We start from the raw sequence: 1,323 nt of genomic DNA, 5'->3' as shown, positions 1-1,323 counted from the left end.
CGATTGTTTGATTTTCATTATAATTTTGTAGCATATCAGGTGTGACAACTGTTTCGACACCATCAATCGCTGAAACTTCTTCTGCTAATTCTGCTAGTGAGGCTTTTACATCCTCATCGACTAATGTTTTCCCTTCAGGTGCTTTCACAATGATCTGCATTTGAGCACCAGCGTCCCCGACTTCAGGGAATTCCTCTTTTAACATATCAATCGTATCCTGAGCTGGCGTGCCAGGGATTGTCATATCATCTTTTAATTGTGGCCCTAATACAACTGCCATGACACCGACAGCAATTAAAATCGCTAGTAAACCTGCAATAATTGACTTCGGATGACGTGTTGAAAATAACCCTAATTTGTACAATAACTTTGCCAAAATCTTTACTCCTTTCGTGTTGAATGCATTATTATCGTACGATAGAAAACATGCCCAAACGTAGTGACGTTTGGGCATGTTTTCATTAGATTAAATTTTTCTCAATAGCGACTGAAAGAGCCTGGGTACGTGATTTTACTTGTAATTTTTCGTAAATGACCGTTAAATAATTTTTTAACGTACGCTCGGAAATAAAGAGCTTATCTGCAATCTCACTGTTTTTTAGACCTTTCGAAAGATAGTTGAGTATGAGAAGCTCCTTTTGTGTTAAAAACAATTTATTCGCCTGACTATCTTTCGCTACTGTAATAGCTTTTTCAATATCTGGTGGAAACCATGTTTCACCATTTGCCACTTTCGTAATTGTTTCATAAATAACACTACGTTTTGCATCTTTTAGTAAATAGCTCTTTACACCAAGCTCTACTGCTTCCAGGAGCATATACTTCTCCTTATAAGTTGTCAGGACAATCACAGGAATCTGTCGTCCGGACTTTTTTAATGCACGCAATACACCAATACCGTCGAGTACGGGCATATTTAAATCAAGTAAAATGAGCTCTGGCTCTAATATTTCGAGCATTTCAAGAGCTTGCTGTCCGTTTTCTGCTTCTCCGATGACCTCGTGCTGCTTTTTAAGTTCTAGTACAAGTCGCAGTCCCTCACGCACAATATCATGGTCATCAACAATCAATATTTTCATCTTGTCACCTACTTATAACGGAATTTTGACGATGATTTTCGTCCCTTTATCTAGCTTACGGAAAATTTCAAACTGTCCATTGAGTAACTCTGTTCGTTCGATCATGCCAATAATACCGTAATGCTTCTTACTACTTGCTCGTTTGTAGCCAATGCCATCATCTTCAATCTCCAAAACAAGTAAGTTATGTTCAATTATTGCCTTTACATATATTGAGCTTGCCTGTGCATGCTTAAATGTATTC

At 37.9% G+C, this 1,323-nt stretch carries 2 protein-coding genes and 1 pseudogene; all 3 read right to left on the bottom strand.

Annotated elements, in window-relative coordinates; translation table 11 throughout:
• Nucleotides 1-376: pseudogene (locus QI30_RS19465) on the bottom strand (MMPL family transporter); the annotation flags it as partial.
• Nucleotides 377-461: 85 nt separating this feature from the next.
• Nucleotides 462-1,079 carry a response regulator transcription factor gene (locus QI30_RS19460; protein WP_126992124.1) on the bottom strand — a complete coding sequence of 206 codons (618 nt, stop codon included), beginning with the start codon at nt 1,077-1,079 and terminating at the stop codon, nt 462-464.
• A gap of 12 nt (nt 1,080-1,091) precedes the next feature.
• Nucleotides 1,092-1,323, bottom strand: a 232-nt coding sequence (locus QI30_RS20705) for a sensor histidine kinase (protein WP_370323645.1), incomplete at its 5' end; no start/stop codon positions are given.

The sequence above is a fragment of the Candidatus Kurthia intestinigallinarum genome (assembly GCF_003991225.1).
Taxonomy (GTDB): Bacteria; Bacillota; Bacilli; order Bacillales_A; family Planococcaceae; genus Kurthia; species Kurthia populi.
This window is presented reverse-complemented; position numbering and strand designations above follow the sequence as displayed.

Excerpts from the sequence above, each read along its gene's own strand:
- QI30_RS19460 (WP_126992124.1), bottom strand. The coding sequence starts at position 1,079 with ATGAAAATATTGATTGTTGATGACCATGATATTGTGCGTGAGGGACTG.